This is a genomic window from Carboxydocella sp. JDF658, assembly GCF_002049395.1.
Lineage (GTDB): Bacteria > Bacillota.
In genome coordinates this window covers 1-21,759 of record NZ_BDLR01000086.1, presented here as the reverse complement: position 1 = coordinate 21,759, position 21,759 = coordinate 1, and the positions used below count along the sequence as shown (strand labels likewise).

At 52.3% G+C, this 21,759-nt stretch carries 20 protein-coding genes; 1 reads left to right on the top strand and 19 read right to left on the bottom strand.

The genetic code is table 11. The features are described from left to right. The first annotated feature begins 30 nt into the window (after positions 1-30). Positions 31-1,833, top strand: a complete 1,803-nt coding sequence (locus JDF658_RS11155) for a TIGR04190 family B12-binding domain/radical SAM domain protein (protein ID WP_079907683.1) — start codon at positions 31-33, stop codon at positions 1,831-1,833. Between the two features lie 120 nt (positions 1,834-1,953). Here the strand turns inward: JDF658_RS11155 and JDF658_RS11150 are convergent, their stop codons facing one another. From JDF658_RS11150 to JDF658_RS11060, 19 genes are all read right to left on the bottom strand, one after another. Further along, the gene (locus JDF658_RS11150; RefSeq protein ID WP_159446625.1) at positions 1,954-6,192 is read right to left on the bottom strand and encodes a cytochrome c3 family protein; all 4,239 of its coding nucleotides are present in this window, start codon (positions 6,190-6,192) and stop codon (positions 1,954-1,956) included. 17 nt (positions 6,193-6,209) lie between these two features. Beyond that, positions 6,210-7,358 carry a cytochrome c3 family protein gene (locus JDF658_RS11145; RefSeq protein WP_079907679.1) on the bottom strand — a complete coding sequence of 383 codons (1,149 nt, stop codon included), beginning with the start codon at positions 7,356-7,358 and terminating at the stop codon, positions 6,210-6,212. A gap of 7 nt (positions 7,359-7,365) precedes the next feature. After that, positions 7,366-8,316 (bottom strand): SMP-30/gluconolactonase/LRE family protein, encoded by a 951-nt coding sequence (locus JDF658_RS11140; protein ID WP_078666323.1) that lies wholly within the window; start codon positions 8,314-8,316, stop codon positions 7,366-7,368. Positions 8,317-8,530: 214 nt separating this feature from the next. Then, on the bottom strand, positions 8,531-9,412 hold the full coding sequence (locus JDF658_RS11135) for a complex I NDUFA9 subunit family protein (RefSeq protein WP_079907678.1): 882 nt from the start codon (positions 9,410-9,412) through the stop codon (positions 8,531-8,533). A 159-nt stretch (positions 9,413-9,571) separates the two neighbouring features. Continuing rightward, complete coding sequence (locus tag JDF658_RS11130; protein ID WP_078666325.1) at positions 9,572-9,910, bottom strand: P-II family nitrogen regulator; 339 nt, start codon at positions 9,908-9,910, stop codon at positions 9,572-9,574. A gap of 13 nt (positions 9,911-9,923) precedes the next feature. Continuing rightward, the gene (locus JDF658_RS11125) at positions 9,924-11,168 is read right to left on the bottom strand and encodes an ammonium transporter (protein ID WP_079907676.1); all 1,245 of its coding nucleotides are present in this window, start codon (positions 11,166-11,168) and stop codon (positions 9,924-9,926) included. A 37-nt stretch (positions 11,169-11,205) separates the two neighbouring features. Further along, positions 11,206-11,790, bottom strand: a complete 585-nt coding sequence (locus JDF658_RS11120; RefSeq protein WP_079907674.1) for an ANTAR domain-containing response regulator — start codon at positions 11,788-11,790, stop codon at positions 11,206-11,208. Between the two features lie 158 nt (positions 11,791-11,948). Beyond that, a complete protein-coding gene (locus JDF658_RS11115; protein WP_079907673.1) occupies positions 11,949-13,391 on the bottom strand; it encodes an HD domain-containing protein in 1,443 nt (480 codons plus the stop codon). 11 nt (positions 13,392-13,402) lie between these two features. Continuing rightward, the gene (locus JDF658_RS11110) at positions 13,403-13,876 is read right to left on the bottom strand and encodes a hypothetical protein (RefSeq protein WP_078666329.1); all 474 of its coding nucleotides are present in this window, start codon (positions 13,874-13,876) and stop codon (positions 13,403-13,405) included. Further along, entirely contained in the window at positions 13,873-15,609 is a 1,737-nt protein-coding gene (locus JDF658_RS11105; protein ID WP_078666330.1) for an aldehyde ferredoxin oxidoreductase family protein, read from the bottom strand. Before JDF658_RS11105 ends, JDF658_RS11110 begins: the two co-directional genes overlap by 4 nt. Beyond that, the gene (locus JDF658_RS11100; protein ID WP_078666331.1) at positions 15,609-16,019 is read right to left on the bottom strand and encodes a 4Fe-4S binding protein; all 411 of its coding nucleotides are present in this window, start codon (positions 16,017-16,019) and stop codon (positions 15,609-15,611) included. The genes JDF658_RS11105 and JDF658_RS11100 overlap by 1 nt, the downstream gene beginning before the upstream one ends. 223 nt (positions 16,020-16,242) lie before the next feature. Next, positions 16,243-16,674 (bottom strand): ACT domain-containing protein, encoded by a 432-nt coding sequence (locus tag JDF658_RS11095; protein WP_078666332.1) that lies wholly within the window; start codon positions 16,672-16,674, stop codon positions 16,243-16,245. A gap of 11 nt (positions 16,675-16,685) precedes the next feature. Next, entirely contained in the window at positions 16,686-17,987 is a 1,302-nt protein-coding gene (locus tag JDF658_RS11090; RefSeq protein ID WP_078666333.1) for a phenylacetate--CoA ligase family protein, read from the bottom strand. A 227-nt stretch (positions 17,988-18,214) separates the two neighbouring features. After that, complete coding sequence (locus JDF658_RS11085; RefSeq protein ID WP_078666334.1) at positions 18,215-18,517, bottom strand: hypothetical protein; 303 nt, start codon at positions 18,515-18,517, stop codon at positions 18,215-18,217. An 82-nt stretch (positions 18,518-18,599) separates the two neighbouring features. After that, positions 18,600-19,604 (bottom strand): tRNA (adenosine(37)-N6)-threonylcarbamoyltransferase complex transferase subunit TsaD, encoded by a 1,005-nt coding sequence (gene tsaD, locus JDF658_RS11080; protein ID WP_079907671.1) that lies wholly within the window; start codon positions 19,602-19,604, stop codon positions 18,600-18,602. 3 nt (positions 19,605-19,607) lie between these two features. Then, positions 19,608-20,072, bottom strand: coding sequence for a ribosomal protein S18-alanine N-acetyltransferase (gene rimI, locus JDF658_RS11075; protein ID WP_242946660.1), 465 nt, complete (start codon positions 20,070-20,072; stop codon positions 19,608-19,610). Beyond that, positions 20,035-20,787 carry a tRNA (adenosine(37)-N6)-threonylcarbamoyltransferase complex dimerization subunit type 1 TsaB gene (gene tsaB / locus JDF658_RS11070; RefSeq protein ID WP_079907668.1) on the bottom strand — a complete coding sequence of 251 codons (753 nt, stop codon included), beginning with the start codon at positions 20,785-20,787 and terminating at the stop codon, positions 20,035-20,037. The genes rimI and tsaB overlap by 38 nt, the downstream gene beginning before the upstream one ends. Continuing rightward, the gene (gene tsaE / locus JDF658_RS11065; RefSeq protein ID WP_078666336.1) at positions 20,768-21,256 is read right to left on the bottom strand and encodes a tRNA (adenosine(37)-N6)-threonylcarbamoyltransferase complex ATPase subunit type 1 TsaE; all 489 of its coding nucleotides are present in this window, start codon (positions 21,254-21,256) and stop codon (positions 20,768-20,770) included. Before tsaE ends, tsaB begins: the two co-directional genes overlap by 20 nt. After that, positions 21,257-21,759 (bottom strand): thiamine-monophosphate kinase (locus JDF658_RS11060; protein ID WP_242946659.1); only part of this gene is annotated, 503 nt, incomplete at its 5' end. It abuts the gene before it with no gap.

Genomic DNA, 21,759 nt, shown 5'->3' with positions numbered 1-21,759 from the left:
TAATCGCATTTAACAAAGGAGGCCTGACCGATGAAAAGACTCTTCTCCACTGATGTGGTCTTTTTGCACGCCCCGAGCGTCTATGATTTCCGGCGGGATACCATTTTCTTCGGGCCCATCAGTGATGTGGTACCCTCCTCGCCGGCCTTCGAAATGTATCCCATGGGCATTACCAGCCTGGCTGAAACCCTGGAGAAAAATGGCTACAATGTGCGCATTGTCAACCTGGCCTACCTGATGCTGCGGGACCCGGATTTTGACCCGGAAAAGCTGATCGCTCGCCTCAAGCCCAGGTTGTTCGCCATTGACCTGCACTGGTTACCCCATGCCCACGGTAGCCTGGAGGTGGCCAAACTCTGCAAAAAATACCACCCGGAAATCCCCGTGGCTTTTGGCGGCCTTTCCTCTTCTTACTATCATGAGGAATTGATCAGCTATCCTTATGTGGATTTTGTCCTGCGGGGTGATTCCACCGAAGAGCCGATGCGGCAACTGGTCAGCAGCCTGCGCCAGGGCCAGGCGGATTTCAGCTCTATCCCCAACCTGACCTGGAAAAAACCCGACGGGCAGCCGGTGGTCAACCCCCTGACCTGGATTCCCGATAACCTGGATTACACTACCATTCCCAGTTATCGCTATGTGATGGGCTCAGTCTTTAAATACGGTAGTTTACATAACACCATGCCCTACCTGGACTGGCTGAGCTATCCCATTACCGCCCTGCTTACCGCCCGGGGCTGTACCCAGAACTGTTCCATCTGCGGGGGTTCCCGCTCCGCCTATGCCAGAATCTGCGGCCGTCAGCAACCGGCTTACCGCTCACCAAAGGCCCTGGTGGAAGATATCCGCTTTATTAAGTCTTTTGGCAAAGCACCGATTTTTATCTTGCACGACATCCGCCAGGCCGGAATGGATTATGCCCGGGAATTTTTCGGTTTGTTGAAAAAAGAAAGGATCCCCAATGAGTTGATTATTGAACTGTTCTTCCCGGCGGATGAAGAATATTTTCGCCTGATTAGTGAAAGTGTGCCCAGGTTCAGCCTGGAGCTGACTATCGAGACTCATGAGGAACATCTGCGGCGCCTGAACGGCAAGTTCAAGTGCAGTAACGCTGCAGTAGAAGCTACCATTGCGGCAGCTCTAAAATATAACTGCCGCAAAATCGATCTCTTCTTTATGACCGGTATCCCCGGCCAGACTTACCAGAGCGCTCTGGCCAGTATCGACTATTGCCGGCAGCTACTGGAGAAGTTCAATGGGGATAAACGGCTCTCCTTGTTTATTGCGCCTCTGGCTCCCTTTCTCGATCCAGGCAGCCCGGCTTTTGAAAACCCGGAAAAGTACGGGTATATCAAGCACTGCCAGACCCTGGAGGATCACCGTCAGGCTTTAACCCGGCCCAGCTGGAAGCATATTCTCAGTTATGAAACCACTACTATGAGCCGGGACGAGATTGTGGATGCTACCTATGAGGCCGCCTACCGGTTGAATGAGCTGAAACGGGAATATAACCTGATTCCGGAAGAAGTATATGAGGATATTCGCTATCGTATTACCCAGGCCCGTCAGATTATCGCCGAAATTGACCGTATCCTGCTCATTCCCGATGAAGAGGTTCGCCAGCTTAGTCTGCAAAAGTTGAAAGCCAGAGTAGCAGAGCTGAATCGCCATACCATCTGTGGTAAGGATGAGCTGAAATGGCCTCTGCGCCGCCGTTTTGCCGGATTGTGGTCCCTGGGTAAACTGTTGACAATGCTGTTTCTGGAGGAAGTAAAGCGAGTGGGATTGCGCCTGCGGGGTAACTATGACCAGCATCCGCTGGAAATGGGGTAAAAGCAAAGAGGGGGGTTACTGGCCCCCTCTTTGCTTTTTAAAGTTATGGGATACTGTAGATAATCTTAGATTGACTATCTAATGAGGTTCAACAGAGTATGTCCCTGCTGAACATTCCAATTAATGCCCGCAAGTATTGCTGCAATTGTCTTTACTATAACCGTTATCACTGGCAACATACCTGGTAAGTTTAGCTGCTGAACTGGCATAAGGGATTTCCCCCTGATAAACAATCAAATGCTTGCGCTTATAACCATGGGGTATGGCGGCATGGCAATTCTGGCACGTGGCTTTTTTTTCTTGCACATGCCAGACATGCAAATTTGTACTTTCTTTCCGAAACCCGGTATAGGTGCCCCCGTAACCGTTAGAAGAATTTCCAGTCTCCTTGTTATTTACATCAATATAGTTATTAATATCATGGCACCGGAAACAGAGGGCATCAGTAGAACCAGCACCAGTATTTGCGTCCCAGCTCCCTTTTAGTATCCGGTAATAACTGGAACCATGGGGTCCTACCGGCTCAGTAGCAGTTTCACTGCCGTGGCAATCAGTGCAAAACATCAAGCGGTTAGGACCCCAGGCTACGCCAAAGCGGTCAGTGCCAACATAGCGGCCATTCCTGGTCTTACCTTGAGCTTCTACCGGATGGTAGGCTGCATTGGCCGGGTTGAATTCTCTGGCTACATCGGTCATAGTTTCCGCCGGACTCTGGTCAAAAGAATAGCTGCTGTGGCATTTGTAACAGAGCTCAAACTGGTACACCACCGTTTTGGGCTGATACAAACTGCTGCTAGCCGGCAAACTGGTCCAGGCCGGACGGGCACCGGTGAAGCCGACACCCTTGACATTGGCCAGTGCCCCCGATGGTTTGGGCGGTTCCGTTGGGTTTGTGGGATCATTTTGCGGTACCGGAGCTGTATTGCTGGCCGAATGGGGATCATGGCAATCATAGCACTCAGCATGCCGGTTCTCCAGGGCCAGGTTGTTGTAGTTTTCCGTATCCTTATGTTTACCATTGTCCACCAGAGTATTATGGTGATAGGCCTTGTTAAAGGGGGTTTTAACATCCGGAGCTCCAGCCAGAACCGGATTTTCTGACGCAGGCTTATGGCACTGGAAACAGATCCCATCCTGGCTGTCACTATCCTCCGGCAGTTTCAAAAGACGATCATAGTCCGAACCATGCTGTTCGTGGCACTGGCGACAACTCTGGATCCCGCGGTTCCAGTGGCCTGAGCCCTTAAAGGAGCGCTTATCCCAGCCGGAGGCATTGGTAGTGATCGGGGTGGCTGGCATTTGCACATCATAGGGAACCTGAATAGTTGCCGAATTCAAGGCCGTAGTTGGTGGACTGCCATCATGACATTTCAGGCAAAAATCCACCAGCGTGCCCAGCCAGGGCTGTTTGGTGTTATCCGGATCGGAAACCGCCGCTCCGGTAGCGTTAGCTGGAAATAGTTTAGGTGCAACCGTATGGGGCCCATGGCAATTGACACATTCTACCTTAGTTCCATTGGCCTGCTGGTCAACAGTGAAAATATCATGCCGGGAGCCCTTGCGGTTGAACTGCTCCTGAATATCTGCCGTGCCGGAAGCGGAAACGGCCGGGTTGTTATGGCACTTGAAACAGAGACCTTCCTCCCGGGCCAGGGTCAGGCGCCGGTTGGGACTGGCATGCTTGTCATGACATTTCACACAGGTTATCTGCGTGCCGGAAGCCGGCTGCAGCAAGCTCTTGCTCAGGTCATAATGAGCCGCCTGGGAATTGGTATGATCACCAAAGGTATTTTCCCAGTAATCTGCGCTCCAGTTACGGTCTACCGGGCCATGGCAGGCTAAACAATACTGGTTGCCCTGGTAATAGTAGTTGCTGCCATCACTGGATCGCAGCCAGCGAGGGTACAGGTCACTGGTCCCCGGAATTTTATCCCCGTGGGGATTATGGCAGTCAGTACAGGCCAGTAGAGCCCGGGTTCGTCCCGCCAGAGCTGCCTCACTGCCGCTGATGGGATGAAAGACATTATTTTGCCCCCAGGCCAGTAAATCTGGTTTCAGCAGATAGCGGCTGCCCCAGCCATCGTGGCAGGTCAGGCACAGCAGGGGCTGGGAAGGTTTGGCCAGCAAACGGGCCGTCAAACCCTGATGTCCCCGGTGACAGATACCGCAGCGCCATTCCTCCTCATCATAGTAGCCATGGGGACTGGGCGGAACAAAGACTGCTACAGGCGCACTGGGCTGAGAAGCCAGGTTGGCCTGATCTATGGCGATGACCCTGTACCAGTAGGTTCGCTTTGCCTGTACGGCGGTATTTTTAAACAGCAGATTGCCGGCAGCTACCTCCCCTACCACAGTAAAACTGCCTGGAGCTCCATTCAGGTCCGGGGCCCGCTCGATCCGATAAAAAGCCAGTCCTAAACCAGAATCCGTAGCTTCCTCCCAGCGGATTTCCACCTCACTGGAAGTCAAGGCCGTTGCCCTTACTCCCTGAGGCTGGGTCGGCGGGATGGTATCTGTCGGTTTGGTTTTACCGGTTGCTGTCGGTGATGGAACCGATTCATTGCCTGCTGCATCCACTGCAGTAATGTAATAGTTATATTCCGTATCCGGCTGCAAACCATTAACATCAGTATCAGTAAAGTTCAATTCACTGGCAGCAGTAGTACCCACCAGGGTGTAGGAGAAAGAACCTGCAGGTTTGCGATATACCCGATAAGCAGTAACCCCGATATTGTCGGTAGCATACTCCCAGTTCAGCTGGATTTGCCGGTCACTGATTACCTGTAAATTCAGCTGGCCTGGAGCCTGGGGCGCGGTGACATCAGGAATATAGATTCGTACCTCATCAAAGCGGATGGCGGTCCAGGTACCCAGGTCAGCATCATTGTTTTTCAATTTCCCATAAAGCCGGATGGTATAGGTCCCGGTGCTATTAAAAGCACTGCTGATATCCAGATCCTCTACCCGCTGCCAGCTGGCTTGATCGGCTTTAGTGGTATTGGACCAGAGGGTAACCGTGGAGCCATCCGGTCGCTTCAGGAAAATATAGGCATCCTGGAATTGCGGCTGCAGATTCTTATCATTAAACCAGTTTTTCTTCCAGGCAAAGGATAACCTGAAGGTTCTACCACCACCCGGGAGATAGGTGACTGGAAAAGATTGTTCCAGATAGCGCGCCCCCTGCCGCTCTTTACCGTTGGCTAAATAGCGAAAGCTGCCCCCCAGTGCAGTGATTGTTTTACCGCCATTGATTATGTTGCCACTGTAACCCACCCCATCCCAGGCGGTTGTAAACCCGGAACTCTGGCGGAAACTGCTGTCATTTACCGCTACCCAGGGGGAACTGTTTTTAATAAAACTGCTGTTTTGCAAGACATTTTCCGCTGGCGGGATACCGGTTCCCGCCGCAACCCCCGGCGTACCACCGGTATCAGGCAAAGTTACAGCCGTCATTTCCATATCATTGGTCGAATAATTGCCATAACCATCCACTGCTCTGATGGTAAAACTGTAGAGAGTCTGGGCCCGTAACCCTGTTACTGAATAATGATAGGCGGATGAACCTGTCTCCGGGATGACAGCAACAGGTGCCTTATCCCCATTTACATAGATGCGATATTCCGCCACCCCGCGGTCATCAGTAGCTGGCCCCCAGCTCAAGTCAACCTGGTTTGAACTGACCGCCCGGGCCTGGGGAGTGGCTACCGTTGTCGGCCGGGTGACATCCGGAGTTTTTATTTCCAGATAGACCTCATCCAGCCAGACTGCCGTCTGCAAGCCATCCTTTTCCTCACCGTTTTCCAGATAAAAGTAAAATCGCAGCTGGTAATTACCGGCTTGAGTTAAATACCCGCCCAGGTCCAGCTCTTCTACCGTATGCCAGGAGTTATCATTACGGCGTAAGCGGTCCGTCCAGATCAGAGTCTGTTTACCATCGGGCAAGCGTAACAGCACCGCCAGATTGTGGGCCAGGGGCATCACATTGCCCTGATAAAATTTTTTCCAGGCAAAACTGAGGCGTCCGGTAGCCCGGGGCTGCTGAACATTAAATTCCTGGTAATAGGTGATAACTCCTTTCCCGGTCTGTGCCTCACTGCTGGCTGCAGTAACTTTTAAGGCACCACCCTGGGCCTGGATTTGCTGCCCGTTATTCTTAATAGTTCCAGAATAACCATCTGCGTCCCAGACAACAGAAAAACCCGGATCAGGTGCAGGATCCCCCACCTCGCTAGACCAGCCTGAAAGGCCGGAAGAAAAAGCACCGTTGGTTATAACTGTATCCGCATTCAATGGCCAATTCAGGAAAAATATTGCTGCCATCGCAATCACAAGCAGCCCAATAAATACCTTGTTTCTCATGCTCCCACCAGCTTTTCTCATTTTTGGTGACAGTTCTGACAAACGCCCATATTGTTCAGACGCCGCAGATAACCATAGCCCGAGAAAGAATCCACTGTTCTGGCCCCATGAGCAAAATGACAGGTCAAACAAACCACCCTGGCCTCGGCCGTAACAGGGGGATTGCGACTGGGCTCCGGTGTTAGACTGCCATCATCAGTAAAGGTTGTCCGGTCATCCCCTACTTCTGCCAGATAAACAAACTGGCTAAGCGGTATTTGTTCGGGAACCCCACTGCCTGCAGCCCGGTAAACCCGGTAGCCTACTGCATTGCTAATGGGTGCCCAGGCCAAATACACCCCATTATTGACCGTTTCCACCTGGACTATATTCCCCCGGGTGGATTCGCCTAAAGCGTTAAAGGCTGTTACCAGATAATTATAGGTTCCGTTTAATGCGCCTGCCGTTAGGGATGCTGTCTGAATCCGCACTCCCGCTGGAACTCCCTGGGTGGGTAAAGTGGTAAGGAGACCGGGTTCTGGAAAACTGATGCTATAGCCGCCAGTTAAAGGCACATTTACCCGGTGACGCCAGCGGTCTATGCCACCAAAACTGTCACTGCTCATATATTCTTTAAAATCAACGTGACAGGCAGTACAAAAATCCACTATCCCTGACTGATAGCTGACAACCTCCCGACCGGAGGCTGTAGGGAGCGCCCTTCCCGGGCCTGCAATCTGCGCGATCACCCTGATTCCCGTCACCCCATTGACTCTGGTTTGCAAGTTGCGGTGATTATCGGTACCGTGGGGATTATGGCAGGAGGTGCATTTGAGCAGAAAAAGATTGCTGTTATTGCCCGGAATAAAGTTGGTTTGTCCAACCAGATGGGTAGTAGTGTAGCCATATGCGGGATCAAAGCCCCCGGCAGGACTGGCTACCTCAATTACCCCGTTAAAAAAGGTGCCTTTTCTGACATTGTAGTTACTCTGCGTACCATCATGGCAGAGCAAACAGGTATCCTCTACCGTGCTGGCCCGTAGGAGTCGCAGACCCGGACTGCGGTGCAGACTGTGACACCTGCCGCACATTTCCGTGGCTGTGCTATATTTCCCATGAGGAGAAATATAGGCCCAGGCCGGAGTGGTAAAGAGCAAGCAGGCCATTATCAGAATTCCAAGCCGCATCCCCTTCTTATCCCCCCTGCTGAATAAATTGCACGACGCGATTATTTCCTTTATCTATAACCAGTAACCGGTTCCTGGCCCAGGCAATGCCATCAGGCATTAATAATCCGCCTAATTCTTCCGGTACCTCCAACCGCGCTGACAGTTGCAGCTTTTCATCTAAAACAATAACCGTGTTTTGCATCGCCTCTGCTACATAAACCCGTCCCTGTTCATCAACGGTTATACCCCGCGGATTGCTGAACCAGCGTTGTTCTCCGCCGTCTACTATCCGCACCAGTCCGGTAGCAGGATTATATATCAATAAGCGTCCATTTCCCGAATCAGCAATTAATACCTGACCATTACCCTTAACTGCTAAACCCATGGGAAAGCTCAAAACCCCGGTCATCTGGTCCCCACCAAAAGCCCATGCCAGCCTTCCTTGAGCATCAAAACATTCAATTTCCTGTTTAGCTTTATTTACCACATATAAATTACCCTGATTATCCAGACAGAGGGCAGTAGGAACAAAGGGTTGAGGAGTTTTTAACCTGGCTATACCCTGTGAATTTCCTGCTTGGTCAAAAACCTGAATACGGGCATTTCCCAGTTCCGCTACCCAAATTCGTCCTTGTCGCACTGCAATCCCAACAGGATAATCCAGCTGTCCTGATGCTGAACCATACTGGCCAAAACTCCTCAACTCCCTGCCTTTCTGATCAAAAACCACAACACGATGATGAGCTGAATCAGTAACGTATACTCGCCCATTTTCATCAACGGCAATGCCGCTGGGATAGTGCAATCCCCCCGAGCTGACAGAAAAAAAACCGCTCAATAAAAAACCGGACACATTGTTTCTCCCTACCCGGGGTTGGGCAGAGAAGAAATAGACTAAAAGTAAGCTCCCTAACCCTAATACCAGTAGTCCAATCATTAGATAAACCTGGTTATTCTTTTCTATTTCCCCTCTCAAGGAGCCTTCACCTGGCTTTCGCAAATTAGTACTTCTTTACTAAACATTGTATTATTTTTAGCAAGTAATTAAAATAAATTTTCTGAAAAATAGCTCCATTTTAGCACAATTGTACTATACCCCTACTATTGGTTCCCAGCTCTGGCAATAAAAAAGCTTACCGCCTCCCCTGAAGGGGTTGGTCGATAAGCCTGGATAACTTTCAGCGCTGGAGCTACAAAATAACCTGAAAGCGTTCTGGTTCAATCCCAAAATCCCGATAATATGTCTGCCAGTCCTCGCACACATTCCCTTCCAGCAACATCAGTAACTGATCTTGCGTGAGCGGGAATCCCGGCACATTTTGCAGAAGGGGGACCAGAAATTTCATTAAACCCACCGGGAGATGAATATTGTGCAACTTCTTTCCCAGGGCCTCTGCCACCATCTCTAAAATCTTCAGATAAGAAAGGCGCTCCGGTCCTCCTACCTCATAAACTTTATTCAAAGTATGGGTTGTCTCCAGACCGCGGGCAAATCCCTCGGCCACACTGGCAATGGAGACAGGCTGGAGTTGAAAAGAGCCATCCCCGATGACTGGAACCAGGGGAGCCTTACGCACAAGGTCAGCCAGCTGGGCCACAAAATTGGGCCCTGGTCCCCCCTGGCCGAAAATAACAGAGGGCCGGAAGATAGTATAGGCCAGCCCGGATTGCCTGACTATCTCTTCCGCTGCCCATTTGGACTGATGATAGCTGGAAACTGCTCCTGGCCTGGACCCCAGGGCGCTCATATGTAAAAATCGTTTGACCCCGGCTTCTCTGGCCTCTGCTACCACATTGCGGGTACCTTCAACATGAATTCTCTGCATAGTAATATTCCTGCCGGGAATTTCCCGAATGATGCCTACCAGGTGAATTACAGCCTCACAACCAGCCATGCCACCAGGCAGAGAGGCTCTATCAGTTATATCGCCAGCTATTAAAGATAGTTGCGGATGATTTATCCCGGTTTTTCTGGACCTTTGCAGGACTATAACCTCATGCCCTCGCTCCAGCAATTTTTTTACCACAGCAGTCCCGACATAGCCACTGGCACCCGTTACAAAAACTTTCATTTTTTCTCCCTTCACCCATAAACTCAATAAAAGCCTTCGCCGAAAAGAAAAAATTTCCTGCTGAAGGCCGAAAATTTAAACAAATAAGGGCTTACCGCCTCCAGGAAAATAATGAGTACGGTAAGCCCGAAATTTATCGCCAGGAAATAAGTTCCCTTATTAAATAGCTCCATTTCCACGCTCGCCGGTACGGATGCGCAAAGCATCTTCCACCGGTAATATGAAAATCTTGCCATCGCCAATCCTGCCCTCCCGGGCCGTATCGGCGATTAACTTCACCAGTTCATCCACTTTCTCCGCCGGTACTACCAGTTCTATCTTCACCTTGGGCAACAGATTGATATTGTACTCTGCCCCCCGGTAGACCTGGGTATAGCCTTTTTGCAGACCACAACCGAAAACCTGGGAAACTGTCAGACCCTGAATCCCGAAGCGGTTGAGGGCCTCTTTTACTTCTTCCAGCTTGCTTGGTCGAATAATCGCTTCTATTTTTTTCATTTCTCTCTCCTCCTCACTTCATACCCAGTTGAGAAGACAGGGGGCCGCCCAGAGTAAAATCGGGATAGGCCTCTTCGCCATGCTGGGTCAGATCCAGTCCCGTTACTTCCTCCTCGGCTTCTACCCGTAATGGCAGGAACAGGTTAATTGCTTTCAAAATCAGATACGTCCCGATACCGGCAAACAGGTAGGTCGCCGCCACACTGATAATTTCCGCCTGTAACAAATCAGTCTTGCCGCTGATCAGCCCACCATCCATGGCAAAAATACCGGTGGCTATAGCCCCCCAGGTGCCACCCAGGCCATGACAACCAAAAGCATCCAGGGCATCGTCATAGCCCAGCTTTTTCTTCAAAATGGCTACCCCGAAGTAACAGACAGCTCCACCGATGGCACCAATAGCCAGGGCTGACAGTACCGAAACAAAACCAGCTGCTGGAGTAATGGCTACGAGACCCGCCACAGCGCCGCTTGCTACTCCTAAGGCCGTGGGTTTACCGTGATGCAGCCATTCCAGAAACATCCAGGCCAGGGCCGCTGCAGCGGCGGCAGTGTTGGTAGTAACCAGGGCCAGAGCCGCGGTAGCATTAGCTCCCAGGGCACTGCCGGCATTAAAACCAAACCAGCCAAACCAGAGCAGCCCGGCTCCCAGTACCGTCATCGGCACCTGGTGCGGTGCCATGGGTTCATGGCCATAACCGCGGCGTTTGCCTAAGACCAGAGCCGCTACCAGACCGGAAACCCCGGAGCTGATATGCACCACCAGGCCACCGGCAAAATCCAGGGCTCCCAGTTTGGCCAACCAGCCACCGCCCCAGACCCAGTGCGCCAGAGGGTCATAAATCAGAGTTGCCCATAACAGGATAAAGAGCAGATAAGCGCCAAAACGCATCCGTTCAGCGATGGCTCCGGAAATCAAGGCCGGAGTAATGATGGCAAACATTAACTGGAATGCCATAAAAACAAAAGCAGGTATACTGGGAGCTACCGGTAGGGTTTTATCAGCCAGTCCCTGCAAACCCAGGTGTTCCAGGCCTCCGATAATCCCCTGCCAGTCAGGACCGAAACTGAGAGTATAGCCGAAAACAACCCATTGTACAGAGATAAGTCCGAGAGCCGCCAGGCTCATCATAATAGTATTGAGCACGTGTTTTTTGCGGGCCATGCCACCGTAGAAGAGAGCCAGTCCTGGAGTCATCAGCATCACCAGGGCTGTAGCCACTAACATGAAAGCTGTATCCCCGCTGTTAATATTCATTGTTCCTCACCCTTTCTGCTATTTGAAAGTGAGGACTTCATTGCCCTTCTACCTCAAAGGCCAGAATAATGGCCTCGGCAATGGCCTTCATTGGCTTGCCTTTATCCATGCTCTGTTTTTGAATGCGCCGGAATGCTTCCTCTTCACTGAGGCCGAAATGTTTCATCAATAACCCTTTGGCCCGATCCACCACCTTTCTGGTTTCCAGTTGCCGTTGCAGTTTATCCAGTTCCCGGTCCAATTCCACTTGCCGCTGATAATTGGCTACCGCCAGAGCCAGAGCAGGCAGCACCTGATTCTCCCCTGCCGGCTTAAGTATAAGGCCAAAAACCCATAAGCCTTTCAATTTTTCAAGGGTCTGCGCTTGAATATATTCTCCCGTCAGCACCATTGCTGCCAGCCGACCCCCATCCAGTTTTTCCACCAGCTCCAGCCCGCCGGCCGGGGGCAAATTGATATCAACAACAACCAGGTCAGGCAAGGTCTGGCGGATTAATTGCAGGGCTGTCTGGCTGTCCCCTGCTTCCCCCAGCACCTGGTAACCAGCCCGGGACAGGATGCGCACCAGCTCTTTTCTGTTTTTTTCACTGGCATCAGCCAGCACTACCCGCACTCCATACATAAGCCTCCTCCTTTCCGGGAGAAATAAAAAGGCACCTCCTGGGGATATTCTCCCCCTGGAAGCGCCATTGCTTGCCTGCGGTACGCCCTTGCACCGCCTGTATTCCCTGTTATGTTTTCATTATAGCAGAGGATTTCACTCCCGGCAACCCCTGGTCCTCATGTATACTGGATTAAACTTTTTACCAGCTGCCAGGCCTGGTCCCGGTTCTGGATCTTTCCTAGAGCCTGAGCCTCCAGCAGTTCCCTTAGCATGCGGCCGATTTCCGCCCCCTTGATGTGCGGGAAAGCGGCTGCCAGTTCATCCCCTCTCAGCATTGGTTCCGGTTGCCAGCGTTCTTTTTCCTTGAGCCAGGTGTCCCATAAGCCCAAAATAAAGGCCTGGAAAGTCTCCCACTCTTCCTTGTCCGGTTTGTACTTGACTTTTGCCGCCAGGTCCGCTACTGCCAGCACCAGCAGGTCAGGTAAATCCTCTCCCACGTCCCGGTAAAAGCGATACAAAGCCCGGCGGCTGGGCTTGCCTTTTACCGGCCGGGTATTGAAGAGATGCAAAGGGCGCATATGTAAAGCTACCAGCTTTTGGAGCAACTGGGCCTCTCGCCGTCCCCAGGTCAGGCGGCGGACCAGAGGACCGATGAGAGTTGCTCCTTCCCGCTCATGGCCGTAAAAGACAATCCGTCCGCTTTCCCTGGTCATGGCGGTTTTGGGTTTGCCCATGTCATGGAACAGAGCCCCCAGTTTCCAGACCTGGTAACGTTGCCTGGGGTGGCGGGTTAATCTTTCGACCGCTCTCTTTTTTACCACCTCGGCCAGTTCTGCCCCTAACCATTGCTCTGGCTCGGCCAATATCTCTTCCATGATTTCCAGTACCGCCAGGCAATGGCGTCCCACTGTCACGGTATGATGGAAATTCTGTTCAGCGGTCATCATTTCCTCCAGCTCCGGCCAAACCTGGTAAAAGAGCCCCCTCGTCTCCAGGTCGGCGGTAATCACGGCCGCCGTCCCCGGCAGGGCAAAGAGCTGACTGATTTCTTCCCCTATTCTTTCCCGGGCCGCCAGGGCCAGCAGGGTTTGTTCCCGGCTCAGCATTTCCTCCAGTTCCGGGGCAAAGGTCAACCCGAAACGGGCGGCAAGGCGCAGGGCCCGCAGAAGCCTCACAGGGTCATCCTGGAAAATGCGAGGATGACAGGGAGCCAGCATCCGTTCCCGCCAGTGCCCCAGCCCTCCCAGGGGATCAATAATCTGGTCCGTCCCTGCCGGATGGCCTGCCTCTGTCAGCGGTAAGGCCATAGCATTAATGGTAAAATCCCGGCGCCGCAGGTCCTGAATCAGACTGTTGCCCTGTCGGGCAGCCAGGTCGATGACCAGTTCGCCGGCAACCACCCGACCGACATCATTCTCTTCATCCAGAGGTACAAAACTGGCTGCCAGCTCATCTGCCAGGCGCCGGGCCAGATTCAGCCCCTGACCGCGGGGGACGACAAAGTCCAAATCCTTGGCTTCAACCCCGGCCAGTAAGTCCCGCACATAGCCCCCTACCAGATACAGCTCCTGCCCCTCGGCCCGGCAACGGCGAGTAAAGGCCCAGACTTGCTCCAGCATTTCAGTCCCTCCTATCGCTTGATGGTTATGGAGGTTATTTCTTTCCTGTCATTGATTTTCAATACCGCATAATCCCCAATTGCAATATCATTAAAGACTGACTTCTTGCCATCGATTTTAATCTCAGCCCCCGGGGCCAGAGTCAGTTTCCCTTCCACTTTTTCGCTGTTATCATCCAGGGCCTGGTCCAAAGTCAGGGTCTTTTGGCGATAATCAATGGTGACAATCTGCCCCTCCACCTGTTTTTCTACTCCATTAGATTCCGGCTGCTTTTCCGGAGTCGCTGTTGTTTCATCCTGGACCACTGGCGGATTTTTCTGCGCATTTGGGGCAGGCTGTTCTGTGCCCGTTGAATCTGTAGTTATATTCTGCTCAGCTGCTTGCCAGGGCCATTGCCCGGTAAGATAAAACCGCGTCGCAGCACCACCGGTCAATCCAGCCAGAGCCATGACCACCAGCCAGATAATAAAGGTTTTTCTTTTCACAGTTGTGATAGCCTCCCTATCATAATCTGTCGCAACTGCTCCATTTTCTCCGGATCCAGCTGCCGCCCCAGCGCCGGGGTCTCCCAGAACCGGCGGGGCACGGTGATCTGTTCCAGTTTAAATCCTAACTGACGCTTCAGTACCATTTTTTCTCTATATATCTCCCGGCCCAGCTGTCTGAGCTGCTCTTCAGTCCACTCATAACCCAGGGCCTTAAGTCCCTCGGCTACTGTGGCCAGGTCATAAACCTTACGGGCGAAGAGGCAAATAACCAGGGAGTTAAGGGTGTTGCGGATTTCCTCCTCCTGAATGATAGCATCTACCAGTTCTTCCGGAGTCCGGTCCTTTCGCTCCTGGTCAATAGCATAGCCGCCATTGTCCAGGTGGGAGTGACGGGCGCCAAAGGCCTGGCCCAGGATATTAGCATAGCCGGTATGATAACCTGCCACTTCGTTTTTGCCCAGCACACAGGCAAACTCAGTCCCGCCATAACGTTCCGCTGCCAGCCAGGTGCCCTGGGCCAGGGTGCGATAGAATTCATTAGGCTGTTTAATCAGGTAATCCATGGCCTGTAAATAGGGCTCCGGCTGACCAAATGCCAGATGGGTAAGCAACTCCTCTTCTCCGATTAACCCTTTTTCCTGGGCCTCAGTTGCCCAGGCCAGTGCCACCCCGGTGGAAATGGAATCCAGGCCATAGAGCTCGGTCCGCTCAATCAAGGCATAAACATGGCGGTGGTCAGTTAATCCCAGCATAGTACCCAGGGCATAGACCAGTTCGTGGTCATAAGAAACCGCTACTGACTCATATTCATAGCCTTCAGCAAACTGTCGGCGATGAATACCGATATGAATACAGCCTACCGGACAGCCGGCACAGGCGATTTTACGGATCAGAGTCTCCTGGGCAAAAGTTTCCCCGCTCAGATTAAGGGCTTCCGGATAGGAAGAAGCCTGCAGGTTGCGAACCGGCAAGCCCCCCATTTCATTCAGGGGCTCCACATTGCCCGTCGTCCCCAGACCGTGGTATTTTTCCATAATATCGGTTTCCACTACTTTTCTGAAAATCTTGCTATAGACCCGTTGATACTCCTGGGGCCTGGCAATGGGATAATTGTGATCACCATGAACTACAATGGCTTTTAAATTCTTGCTGCCAAAAACCGCTCCGAGTCCCAGTCGGCCAAAATGGCGATAGGTATCCACATTTACTCCCGCGTAAGCTACCAGTTTCTCCCCGGCCTGACCGATACGCAAAGTGGAACGGTGGCCTTTGCCAGGGGATAACTGTCTGAGCAGTCGTCCGGTTTCTTCTGTGGATAAGCCCCAGAGGGCCCGGGCATCATTAAAATCTACCTGATGAGGTGTAATGGTCAAATAAGCAGGGCTTTCTGCCTTCCCTTTAATGACAATGGCATCATAGCCGGCAAAACGCATGGCCATGGCAATGCGCAGCCCGGCATAGCTTTCCCCCAGTTCGCCGGTAAGCGGAGACTTGAACATGGCCACTGCTTTGGTTACTACCGGATAGACTGTGGACATGGGTCCAATAGCCAGTATAATCGGCTGGTCAGGATGAAATGGATCCAGCTCCGGTTTTAGATGCTCTTTCAACAACTGCGTGGCCACTCCTACCCCACCCAGCCAGTTCAGTAAATCCTGGCGCCGTTCAATGGCAATCTTGCGACGGCTTAAATCTATGGTTAAAACCCGCATACCACCTTGATTAAACATCAGCCCCGCACCTCCATAGTCAATACTCCGTGGGGACAGAAACGGGTGCAGGTCCCGCATTGGATGCAGATAATGGGTTTTTCTCGCTGTTCATCGAAGTGGATGGTTTTGACTACACAGGCTTCAACACAGGCCCGGCATCCCGTGCATTTATCGGGGTTAAATTTAACCCCTCCGCCCTTACGGGGCAGCAAGGCTTCCACCCGGCAGGCAGCGGCACAGGGCGCATCCAGACAGCCCCGGCAGATATCAGCTACCAGTTTGGACTGTAGGCCTCCCTGAGTGCGAATCTGGATAGCACTTTGCCGGGGGCTAAAACTTTTATGAACCGTTCTGGCACAGGCCAGCATGCAGGAATAGCAGGCAATACAGCGGTTCATACCAGGTGCCTGCAGGATCTTTTCCGCCATGCTCTCTCACTCCTCTAAAACTAAAATGCTCTTTTATTATACACCAACTGAGAATGTAAAAAAATAGTCTAAAACTGGACACAATTTTTGCAACCTGTATTCTTCCCCTATTTTGTTTATCTCATGTTCTTCCGTGGTATCGGTATGCTGTCCGGTTCAATTGTTTCACGGTCATAATGAAGAGGGAACATTAAAAGGAGGCAGTCGCCTCCTTTTGCTCTTGTTACAAATTATAGACCTCTTCTCCCCGCAAGGTATTAATGCCAGCTTCTGTCAGCACCTGGATGGCTCGTTCCGGTTCTTCCACCCGAAATACCACAACCGCTTTATCAGTCGCCTTTTCCACAAAGGCATAAACATATTCAATATTTAGCCCGGCATCCTGCAAGGCAGTGAGGGCAGCATTCAAACCCCCGGGAGTATCATCAATTTCCACTGCCAGCACTTCCGTAATACTGACCGCAAAACCAGCGGCTTTCAGCACCTGATAAGCCGTCTCCGGGTCATTGACTATCAAACGCAGAATGCCAAAATCGCTGGTATCGGCCAGGGAAAGGGCGCGAATATTGATTTGATGCTGGGCCAGAATTTCCGTCACCCGCACCAGGCGACCGGCCTTATTTTCTAGAAACAGGGATATTTGCTTGATTTTCATCATCCCACCTCCTACAATTCCCGTTTGTCCACAACCCGCTTGGCTTTTCCTTCACTGCGGGGAATGGTCCGGGGTTCCACCAGCTTGATTCTGGCGGAAATGCCCAGGACACTCTGGATTTCCTGCCTTAATTTGTACTCCAGTTCTTCCAGCCGGCGTACTTCGTCCGAGAACATGCGCTCAGACACTTCCACCCAGATTTCCAGCTGGTCCAGATTATCCTTGCGGTCTACCACCAGCAGATAGTGGGGTTCGGTTTCCCCGATTTCCAGCAACACGCTTTCCACCTGGGAGGGGAAGACATTGACCCCGCGGATGATCAGCATATCATCACTGCGGCCCATCACTCTCTCCATGCGGACAAAAGTCCGGCCACAGCTGCAGGTTTCCCGGTGTAAGACGGAAATATCCCGGGTACGATAACGGATAACCGGGAAGGCTTCCTTATTCAGAGTAGTGAAAACCAGTTCCCCTTTTTCCCCATCAGGCAGGACTTCTCCGGTTTCCGGGTCGATGATTTCAGGCAGGAAGTAATCTTCATTGATATGCAAGCCATTCTGGGCTTCACATTCACAGGATACCCCCGGCCCGATGATTTCACTCAAACCGTAAATATCCAGGGCCTTGATGCCCCAGGCTGCTTCCAGCTCCTTGCGCATGTTATTGGACCAGGGTTCGGCACCGAAAATACCGATGCGTACCGGCAATTCCCGCGGGTCCACCCCCAGTTCCCTTGCCTCCTCTGCCAGGTAGAGAGCATAGGAAGGAGTACAGGCCAGAACATTGGTGCCAAAATCCTGCATCAGCATGATCTGGCGTTTGCTATTGCCCCCGGATATAGGAACAACCGTGCAACCCAGTCTTTCTGCCCCATAATGAAAACCCAGACCACCGGTAAAGAGGCCATAGCCATAGGCGATCTGAATAGTATCTTCCGGCCTGACCCCGGTCCAGGAAAGACAGCGGGCCATCAACTCTGCCCAGTTGGCAATATCCTGCCGGGTATAGCCTACTACTGTCGGCTTACCAGTAGTACCTGAGGATGCATGCACTCGTACTAATTCCTCTTTGGGAACAGTAAATAAGCCAAAGGGATAATTATCCCGCAAATCCTGTTTGGTAGTAAAAGGCAAGAAACGCAAATCTTCAAGACTCCTGATATCTGCCGGAGTAATACCCCTGGCTTCAAAGGCCTGGCGATAAAATGGAACTTTTTCATAAACCCGTTTTACCGTTTCCTGCAAAGCTGCCAGCTGCTTTTGCCTTAACTCTTCCCGCGGCAGCCGTTCTGTTTTGAGATCCACTACTGCCATCCTGCCAACTTCCCCCTTACCTGTTAGTAAAAATTTTGGAATATATTCGCCAAAAACATGGAAATTCCTGCTGCCCTGTAATAATGTTTCAACAAACGTTTTTTCGTTTATCCACAATATCCACAGGCTTATCCACAGATAAAATCCTTGATTTTTCTATGGTCACAAATATTTTTCCACAACATGCACAGCGAATTTACCCACATATCCACAAAAAAAGAGAGGCCTTAATCCTCTCTTTTCCACAACCAGTATTCTACCGGTGCATCCGCTAACACACAGGGCACTTCTAGCGGATTAGGCCCGATTATCAGTTCCAGGCCGTTATAATACTGTACTGGGGCTGCCTGGTTTTGCAGTGCTGCATAGGCACATAATTGCATGTAAGTGGTACGATCAACCAGCAATTTACTCGGTTTCACCCCCGCTTTTTCTAGATCCTTTATCTGCATCTCGATGATAGTCAATAACTGACACAACCTCTCTCTGGGAAGAGAAACGGATAACCATTGCGGGTCAACCTTGCTCATTTCTCTTCTCCTACTTCCTGCGAGGTATTTACTACAGGTTTATGCGGAGGTAATGGCTTTTGTGCCTCTTGTACCAATAGTATCAAACCAGCGGTAAATTAGCCTCAGCATTCAAATACAAGTCATCCCGGTAACCCGCCTGCCAGAGATACCAGCCGGCAGCCCCGATCATAGCCGCATTATCAGTACATAGATCCAGCGGTGGATAATAAAGCTTTAAACCGGCCTGTTGTGTGCGCTCCTCCAGCCGCTGGCGCAAGCAGCTGTTAGCGGCTACACCACCGGCCAGCAGTATCCTTTCTACTCCTGTTCTCCCGGCCGCTTGCAGCGTCTTTTCCACCAGTACATCGATAACCGCTTCCTGAAAGGCCGCCGCCAGGTCAGCCTTGTTCACTTCTTCGCCCCGCTGGCGGGCCCGGTTGAGATAATTGAGGACCGCTGACTTCAAACCACTAAAGGAAAAGTCCAGACTCCCTTCTTCCAGAAAAGCCCTGGGTAGAGAAATGGCTTCCGGATTCCCTTCCCGGGCCAGCCGATCAACCAGGGGCCCGCCGGGGTAGCCCAGCCCCAGGGCCCGGGCTACCTTGTCAAAAGCCTCACCGGCAGCATCGTCCCGGGTGCGACCCAGACGTTCGAAACGACCATGTTCCGGCAGATAAATCAGATCAGTATGCCCTCCGCTCACTACCAGACAGAGGGCGGGTAATTCCAGCCCGGGGTGAGCCAGGAAATTGGCATAGATATGTCCGGCCAGGTGGTTAACCCCGATTAAAGGTATATTCAGCGCCCAGGCTATAGCTTTGGCTGCAGATACCCCGACCAGCAGGGAACCCACCAGACCCGGCCCTCTGGTTACTGCCACTGCTCCCAGGTGTTCCCAGTTGAGCTGGGCCTGTTGCAGGGCCTGTTCCAGCAGCGGATTCAGGGTTAATAAATGCTGACGGGAGGCAATTTCCGGCACCACGCCGCCGAATTTTTGATGGACAGGAACCTGGGAGGCCACCACTGAAGCCAGCAAGCGGGGAGCAGGGCCCAGAATGGCTACTGCTGTTTCATCACAGGAAGATTCGATTGCCAGAAGATACAAACCTCATTCTCCTTTCCCTTCAGCTTGGTCCAGATAAAGCCACATCAACAGAGCATCTTCCCCATTATCCTGATAGTACCCTCGCCGTCGCCCGGCCACCGTAAAGCCAAGACTGCGATAAAGCCTCTGTCCCGCAGTGTTTGAAGGACGCACCTCCAGGGTAACAGCCACCAGGCCCCGGCGCTCCGCCTCGATTAACAGGGCTTCCATCAGTTTTTTACCCAATCCCCGTCCCCGCCAGTCGGGATGAATGGCAATATTGGTAATATGTCCTTCATCGACAATACACCACATGCCTACAAACCCTACCACTCCCGGTGGACCTTCCACTACCAGATAAAGAGCGCGCTCATTATTCTCCAGCTCATTGAAAAATGCCTGTTCTGACCAGGGAATACTGAAGGAAAGCCGTTCAATTTCAGCTACCCGCTTAACATCTTCCCGGGTCATTGGCCGTACTTGCCACATTTTCTCTGTCTCTCCCTCCCTGCCGTCTGGCCCAGGTTTCTTCCGCCTCCGATTGTCTCAGGTACATAGGCTCGACCCGGGACCATTCCAGCCCTTCCCCGGCCTGAAGCCGCTGCCAGGCCAGCTCAGCCAGCCAGGCGGCCCGGGGCCAGCGCTGCGGTTCCGGGGTTAGTACTACTCTTTCTCCCAGTTTCGCCTGTAATTCGCGACCAAAGACGGCGACACCATCCCCTACCAGGTAGATCGTCCCCTCAGTAGCATCCAGTTGCTCCACCAATTCCTCCAGAGTCAAAGCCTGGTAAGGAGTCTGCCGTACCGGCTCCCCGCCTGTCAAGCGGTAAAGAGCAGTATAAGTCTGATTTTTGCGGGCATCCAGCAAGGGACAAACCCAGCCCTGTCCACCCCAATAATTAGCGGCCAGTACATCCAGAGTGGAAACGGGAAGTACCGGAATAGCCAGCACCTGGGCCAGGGTGCGTACTGTTGCCAGGCCGATACGAAGGCCAGTAAAAGAACCTGGTCCATGGGTAACAGCCAGTGCCGTGAGCTGCCGGGGCGTTAGTTCTGCTTCCCGTAACAATTGATCGATGGCTGGCAGCAAGGTCTGGGAATGGGTCAGGCGCAAATTCACGAACTTCTCCAGCAATAACCTCTCCTCATTACGCAAAGCCACACCTGCTACCCTGGTAGCTGTATCAATTGCCAGTAAAACCATGTTCTTCTCCTTTCTGTCGCCAGCAGGCCAGTACCCTGGCAGGCAAGGCCCCAAAGGCGGTTACTGTTATGTAGCGCTGGTTTTCCTCTGTTCCGTATTGAATCTCCACCTGCAGAAAGTGGGTAGGCCAGTATTCCTCCAGGCGTTCCGGCCATTCTACCAGACTTACACCATCTCCATACCAGTATTCCTCTATCCCCAGCATCAGTCCTTCTTCTGGTTCAGTCAAACGGTATAAGTCCATGTGATAGAAAGGCAAACGTCCCCTGTATTCATTGATAATAGTAAAGGTAGGGCTGTTAACAGGTTCAGTTATTCCCAGCCCCCGGGCCACTCCCTGGGCAAAGTGGGTTTTGCCTGCCCCCAGATCCCCCTGCAAAAATACAATCAGTCCGGCTTCTGCAGCCTGCCCCAGCCATTCCCCCAGAAGGGCGGTTGTTTCCGGACTGTTAGATACAATCTGCCACATTTATTCCTTGCCTCCTGTAAAATGATCATATCCTCCGGCGGGCCAGGGTTCAGGCCCTTTTTCAGTAAGCAGCCTCATTCCCTGTTCCGGCGGCGTAATGCGGCCAATGCGGGCCGGCTGACAGCCAAGGGCAGTCAGCCCCGTTTCTATTTGGTGCCAGTCCGCTTCGGCACAGGTAAAGAGCAATTGAAAATCCTCTCCACCCCTGAAAGCCCATTCCAGAGCATCTTTACCCAGGGTGCGGGCTATGCTGCGGGCCCCGGCGTGGATAGGAATGGCCGTTGCCTCCACCTGACAACCCACTCCGGAAGCTGTACATATTTCCAGTACTTCCCGGGCCAACCCATCGGAAATATCATTGGCTGCTGTAGCCAGCTGCCTTTCCGCCAGCCAGCGCCCGGCCGCCAGCTGGGCCCGAGGACGCCGGTGCAAAGTCACCGCCTCGCCAACTTGAGTGGCACAATCGCCCTCTCCCCCCGCCTGTAACCAGGCTAGACCGGCCG

Coding starts and splice junctions, on each gene's coding strand:
- JDF658_RS11150 (WP_159446625.1), bottom strand. CDS start 6,192: ATGAGAAACAAGGTATTTATTGGGCTGCTTGTGATTGCGATGGCAGCA.
- JDF658_RS11155 (WP_079907683.1), top strand. CDS start 31: ATGAAAAGACTCTTCTCCACTGATGTGGTCTTTTTGCACGCCCCGAGC.
- rimI (WP_242946660.1), bottom strand. CDS start 20,072: ATGTGGCAAGTACGGCCAATGACCCGGGAAGATGTTAAGCGGGTAGCT.
- JDF658_RS11090 (WP_078666333.1), bottom strand. CDS start 17,987: ATGGCAGTAGTGGATCTCAAAACAGAACGGCTGCCGCGGGAAGAGTTA.
- JDF658_RS11085 (WP_078666334.1), bottom strand. CDS start 18,517: ATGAGCAAGGTTGACCCGCAATGGTTATCCGTTTCTCTTCCCAGAGAG.
- JDF658_RS11095 (WP_078666332.1), bottom strand. CDS start 16,674: ATGAAAATCAAGCAAATATCCCTGTTTCTAGAAAATAAGGCCGGTCGC.
- JDF658_RS11105 (WP_078666330.1), bottom strand. CDS start 15,609: ATGTTTAATCAAGGTGGTATGCGGGTTTTAACCATAGATTTAAGCCGT.
- JDF658_RS11130 (WP_078666325.1), bottom strand. CDS start 9,910: ATGAAAAAAATAGAAGCGATTATTCGACCAAGCAAGCTGGAAGAAGTA.
- tsaE (WP_078666336.1), bottom strand. CDS start 21,256: ATGTGGCAGATTGTATCTAACAGTCCGGAAACAACCGCCCTTCTGGGG.
- JDF658_RS11120 (WP_079907674.1), bottom strand. CDS start 11,790: ATGTATGGAGTGCGGGTAGTGCTGGCTGATGCCAGTGAAAAAAACAGA.
- JDF658_RS11100 (WP_078666331.1), bottom strand. CDS start 16,019: ATGGCGGAAAAGATCCTGCAGGCACCTGGTATGAACCGCTGTATTGCC.
- JDF658_RS11145 (WP_079907679.1), bottom strand. CDS start 7,358: ATGCGGCTTGGAATTCTGATAATGGCCTGCTTGCTCTTTACCACTCCG.
- JDF658_RS11135 (WP_079907678.1), bottom strand. CDS start 9,412: ATGAAAGTTTTTGTAACGGGTGCCAGTGGCTATGTCGGGACTGCTGTG.
- JDF658_RS11115 (WP_079907673.1), bottom strand. CDS start 13,391: ATGCTGGAGCAAGTCTGGGCCTTTACTCGCCGTTGCCGGGCCGAGGGG.
- tsaB (WP_079907668.1), bottom strand. CDS start 20,787: ATGGTTTTACTGGCAATTGATACAGCTACCAGGGTAGCAGGTGTGGCT.
- JDF658_RS11125 (WP_079907676.1), bottom strand. CDS start 11,168: ATGAATATTAACAGCGGGGATACAGCTTTCATGTTAGTGGCTACAGCC.